This window comes from Streptomyces sp. NPDC054847 (assembly GCF_053610925.1).
In genome coordinates this window covers 1-5,112 of the sequence record NZ_JBSGZJ010000495.1, presented here as the reverse complement: position 1 = coordinate 5,112, position 5,112 = coordinate 1, and the positions used below count along the sequence as shown (strand labels likewise).

Genomic DNA, 5,112 nt, shown 5'->3' with positions numbered 1-5,112 from the left:
CCGCCCCCGGGGAACGTCCCGGGGGCGGGTGGCGCGGTCGGTGAGGTGCCGGCTCAGCCGAGCGGGTCGGTGGTGTCGCGCAGGGTGGCCAGAGCCGGGCCGTACATGCGGGCCTTGATGGTGCCCAGGGTGTCGCCGGCCTTGTTCACCTGCGCCTGGGCGATCTCGATCGCGGCGGAGCGCACGGCGTCCTCGCTGACCGCCTGGTCGACGATGCCGTTGGCCGCGGCGTCGGCGCCGCCGTAGCGGCGGGCGGTGAGCATGGCCTCGTGCGCGGTCTGCGGGGCCAGCCGGGACTGGATGAGCGCCGCCATGCCGGGAGTGAAGGGGATGTTGATGTCGGCTTCGGGCAGGCACCAGTAGCCGCGGTCGGCGCGCATCACGCGGAAGTCGTGGGCGAGGGAGAACATCGCGCCGGCGGCGAAGGTGTGTCCCTGCAGCGCGGCCACGGTGACGACCGGCAGCGACAGCATCCGCGCGAACAGCTCGTGGACGGAGACGACGTAGTCCTGGTGCTGGTCGGCGTGGGCGAACAGCCACTCCAGGTCGAGCCCGTTGGAGTAGAACTTCCCGGTGGCGGCGGTGACGAGGGCGCGGGGCCCTTCCGCCTTCTCCACCTCGTCGAGCGCGGCACCGACGGTGGTGATCCAGTCGGGGTGGAAACGGTTCTCTCCGTCCCCGAGGTCGAGGACGAAGACGTTGTCCTGACGGTCGAGCGAGGGCATGGCGACTCCTTCGGGTTTGAGCTGACGTGGGCAAAGGACTGCGAGCTACGGCCGGGGCCCGGATTCGGCAGCCGGGCGGTCACGCAGGGCGTGGAGGAGCAGGTCGTGGATCTCGGCGGCGGCCGCCTCGATCGGGGCGGTGCTCTGCTCGGCCCGGCACATGATCACCGCGCCTTCGACCGCGGCGATGATGAAGGCGCCGAGCCGGCGGCTGCGTTCCTCGGCCAGGCCGTGCCGCAGGAAGAGCGCCGCGAGGGCCTCCTGCCAGCGGGCGAACACGGCGGCCGCGGAGCGGGCGAGCTGCGGCGCGTCGTCGTTGGTCTCGACAGCGACCGCCACGATCGGACAGCCGGCCCGAAAGCCGCTCTCGACCAGCCGGTCGCGCCACAGCAGGAAGAACGCGTCGACGGCCTCCACCGGATCGTCCGCCTGCATGGCGGCATCGATCAGGCCGGCGATGAAGTCCCCCGCCAGCGCCACCGCCTCGTCGATGAGCTGCGCCCGCCCGCCGGGGAAGTGGTGGTACACCGAGCCCCGAGGGGCACCGCTGTGCGTGAGCACCCGGTCCACGCTGGTCGCGCTCGCCCCGTACTCACGCAGTAGCGCGGCGGCACTGAGGATCATCCGCTCACGGCTGTCACTCTTGCGCGGACTCACCCGCCCACCACCTTCCTCACGGTAAGGCGACCCGCCAAGCGGGCTACCTGTCGGTAACTTATGGGGTATGCCATAGGACATGCAAGAGGGTTGCAGCGGTCCGGCGGCCGCGTTCGTCGCGCTCTTGGCCCTGCGGATACTGACCCGCCGCTCACGGGCCTGACCGCGACCCGGCCCGCCGCGACGGCCGTGAAGGCCTGCGGCCGGTCCGCCGTGGCGTCCCCTCGGCCGATCTGCCGATCGCCTCAGCGGTAAGATTCTCAGTGCCGTGACAAGCCGTGCGGCTGTCCGGCGGAGCCGTACGAGGGGATGAGGATGGCTGCATCGAGGCCGGCGGACCGGGACGCCGTCGCGCAGGTGATCCAGGACTGGGCGCGGGAACGACCGGAGCTCGACACGAGTCCGCTCGAGGTCCTGGCCCGGCTGCACCGTTCCTTCCTGCGGTACAGCACCAGACTCACCGCCTCGATCGAGCGGCACGGGCTGTCCGTCGCCGGTTTCGACGTGCTGACCGCTCTGCGGCGGGCGGGTGCGCCGTACCGGCTGACGGCGGGCCAGCTGGCCGACACCGGATTGGTGTCGTCGGCCGGAGTGACGCTGCGGATCGACCGCCTGGAGAAGGACGGCCTCATCGTGCGCGAGCGGGACGCGGACGACCGCCGGGTCGTCTACTCGCGGCTCACCGACAAGGGTCTGGCGACGGTCGACACCGTCTTCGAGGAGCACCTCGACAACGAGCGCCGGATGCTCGCGGGGCTGTCGCCGTCCGAGCGCCGGCAGATCGCGAGGCTGCTGCGCAAACTGGAGGAGTCGATCCTCGCGTCGGACGACGAGACCGCCGCCGCCCAGTGAGCAGCCGGTGGCCGGCCGGCGCCGGAGCCCCCGCGATCCTTGACGGCAACCGGTGCTTTCCGCGTGGAGGAGCGGGGAACACCGCGTCGGTGTGTGCGTCGCTGCCGCCGGCAGCGGCGCGGGCCGTGGCCGCCGGTCCTCCTGGGGATGTGGAAGTGGGCCGCGGGCGCGCCCCCTTCCGCATCCGCTACCGCGGGTCCTCGGCGCCTCCCGCCCGGCCGGGGCAGGTTCCGCCACCGGAACGTCGTGCGCGCGAGTCCCGCGGAGGCGATTCGGCCAGTCTCGCCGCGGCTGCCTGAAGCAGCGCCACCGCGACGGCCCGGACCAGAGGGTGGGCCGCCGCTCTGCGCAGCGCTTCGAAGTTCCGGGCGCTCACCGCTCGTGGCGGCCGGTGAGCTCGTAGCCCGCCTCGTCGACGGCCGCCGCGACGTCGTCGTACGCGAGCTGCTGCTCGCTCGCGACGGTCACTTCGCCGGACGTGAGGTCGACCTGAACGCTCTCCACTCCCGCGAGTGCTCCCACCTCCGCCGTCACGGCGCTGACGCAGTGGCCGCACGTCATGCCCTTGACCTCGTAGACATCTTGGACCATCACGGTGCTCCTTCCGGAACGGGGACGCCGTCAGGCTCAGTGTATACCCCCTGGTGGTATATCGACGGGCGGGCCTGCCTGCGCTCCTTGGCGGGATCGCGGCGCAATCGTTTTCGCGGTGGATTCCTTGGAAACCCTGGTCGATCGCCTGCGTAAGTTCCCATTTCTATCGATATGAGGGCCCTTCAGATATGGAACCGGCCGCTCTGTCAGAACCGTTGACGTGACCCTGTCGCGCTTGTACCGTCCCGGCTGAAATCGATTTCCGGAGCTGATCGACCCACCGGGAGCAAGCCATGCACAGAGCCGTCCGACCACCCAGACCAACACGACGGACCGTCGGCCGAGCCATGGCCACCGCGTTCCTGGTCGTGTGCACAGCGCTGACCGCCGCGCCGCAGAGCACGGCCGCCGACGGGGAGGCCGGCGCCGGTGTGTCCGCAGGAGCCGGCGCGGCAGCCGCCGGATCCCCGCCCGCGAGCGACTTCTTCGCCACGGTCGACGTGGAACCCGCCGCCTCCGTAGGCGCCCCCGCGATCGGTGACAACAAGAACCACGGCGACCTCTGGCCCAACTGCTGGGCCGACGACGACAGCGTCTACACCGCCTACGGCGACGGCGTCGGATTCGGCGGCGACTACAGCGACATCGGCGTCGCGAAGATCTCCGGCATGCCCGGCGGCCTCACCGGCACCCAGCTCGCCACCGATGTCAGCCAGATCTGGACCGCCGACCACAACCGCAAGCCCACCGGCATGGCCTGCGTCGACGGCGCGCTCTATCTCGCGGTCCAGGACCTGGCGACCGACTTCAACGACGCGCCCGCCGCGACCATCGCCAAGTCCACCGACAAGGGACGCACCTGGACGTGGGACCGCACCCGGCCGATGTTCGGCGGCGGCGTCTTCACCACGGTGATGTTCCTGGACTACGGCAAGGACTACGCCAACGCCCCGGACGACTACGTCTACGCGTACGGCCTCGACCACAACTGGCGTGACTCGTTCGACGACAGCGTGCCCGACCCGGTCGACCTGCATCTCGCCCGCGTCCACAAGAGTTCCGTGATGGACGAGAACGCCTGGCAGTACGCCGCGGGCCTCGACGCGTCGGGGAACCCCGTCTGGTCCACGGACATCACCAGGCGACAGCCCGTCCTCCACGACGACCGTCACATCTACCAGGACGTCTTCACCCAGAACCGGGTGCGGAACACCACCGTCCTCGGCCAGGGCGGCATCGTCTACAACAAGCCCCTGAACCGCTACATCTACACCTCGTGGACCGAGTACACCTTCGAGTTCTACGAGGCGACCAGCCCCTGGGGCCCCTGGAAGCACTTCGCCACCAAGGACTTCGGCGGCTACCCGTGGACCCACAGCAAGCACGGCGGCTACGCGACCACCATCCCGTCGAAGTACATCAGCGCCGACGGCAGATCCATGTGGCTCCAGTCCAACGTCTGCCCCTGCGGCGGCGGTTACCCGCACGGCGACCACTGGGCGTACACCTTCTCGCTCCGGCAGCTGCGTCTGGAACCGCGTCAGGACACCACACCCGGCAACGCCGCCGACCCCGCACGCAACCTCGGCCGCGAGCCCGGGACCGTGCCCGTCCAGCGCGCCACGCACTTCGGCAAGGACGCGTACTACAGCGACGGCGACAGGACCCAGAACGAGGACGACTGGAACGACGAGCGCAAGAGCGCGAGTTGGTGGGGCTACACCTGGCCCCGCCAGTACATGATGAACAAGGTCGTCTACACGACCGGCGACATGTTCGCCGACGGCGGCTGGTTCGCCGGTGACCTGCGGGTGCAGGTCCGGCGCGACAACCAGTGGGTCGACGTCTCCGGCGGGCGCACCGCACCCGCGTACCCGTACGACAGCACCGCCGGCGCCAACCGCACCTACACCTTCTCCTTCGATCCCGCGGCGGGCGACGGAGTGCGTGTCATCGGACGGCCCGGCGGTGAGAAGACGTTCACGTCCGTCGCGGAGGTCGAGGTCTATTACGGCGACGCGGGCGGCGTCATGCTCGGCGGCTCCCCGACCGATGTGACCGGCGACGGCAAGGACGACATCGTCACCTTCACCCGCAACGCCACCGCCGATGTGTACGCGGCCGCGTCCACCGGCAGTTCCTTCGCGGGCGGCGGCAAGTGGCACGACCACTTCGCGCTCGCCGGAGAGACCCCGCTGACCGGCGACTTCACCGGCGACGGCAAGGACGACGCCGTCACCTTCACCCACGGCACCGCCGCGGACGTCCATGTCGCACCGTCCTC

At 70.4% G+C, this 5,112-nt stretch carries 5 protein-coding genes; 2 read left to right on the top strand and 3 right to left on the bottom strand.

Annotated features, from left to right (window positions below; translation table 11 throughout):
* Positions 1–53 precede the first annotated feature (53 nt).
* Together ACWGH4_RS30900 and ACWGH4_RS30895 are read right to left on the bottom strand one after the other, a co-directional pair.
* Positions 54–725, bottom strand: a complete 672-nt coding sequence (locus ACWGH4_RS30900; protein WP_453466717.1) for an enoyl-CoA hydratase-related protein — start codon at positions 723–725, stop codon at positions 54–56.
* Between the two features lie 45 nt (positions 726–770).
* A complete protein-coding gene (locus ACWGH4_RS30895) occupies positions 771–1,382 on the bottom strand; it encodes a TetR/AcrR family transcriptional regulator (protein WP_453466715.1) in 612 nt (203 codons plus the stop codon).
* A 315-nt stretch (positions 1,383–1,697) separates the two neighbouring features.
* Between ACWGH4_RS30895 and ACWGH4_RS30890 the strand changes: the two genes are divergently transcribed.
* A complete protein-coding gene (locus tag ACWGH4_RS30890) occupies positions 1,698–2,234 on the top strand; it encodes a MarR family winged helix-turn-helix transcriptional regulator (protein ID WP_453466713.1) in 537 nt (178 codons plus the stop codon).
* Between the two features lie 372 nt (positions 2,235–2,606).
* Here ACWGH4_RS30890 and ACWGH4_RS30885 read toward each other — a convergent pair whose 3' ends face one another.
* A complete protein-coding gene (locus tag ACWGH4_RS30885) occupies positions 2,607–2,825 on the bottom strand; it encodes a heavy-metal-associated domain-containing protein (protein WP_453466711.1) in 219 nt (72 codons plus the stop codon).
* A 350-nt stretch (positions 2,826–3,175) separates the two neighbouring features.
* On the opposite strand from ACWGH4_RS30885, the gene ACWGH4_RS30880 reads away from it, so the two are divergent.
* On the top strand, positions 3,176–5,112 hold a 1,937-nt coding region (locus tag ACWGH4_RS30880), incomplete at its 3' end, for a hypothetical protein (protein ID WP_453466709.1).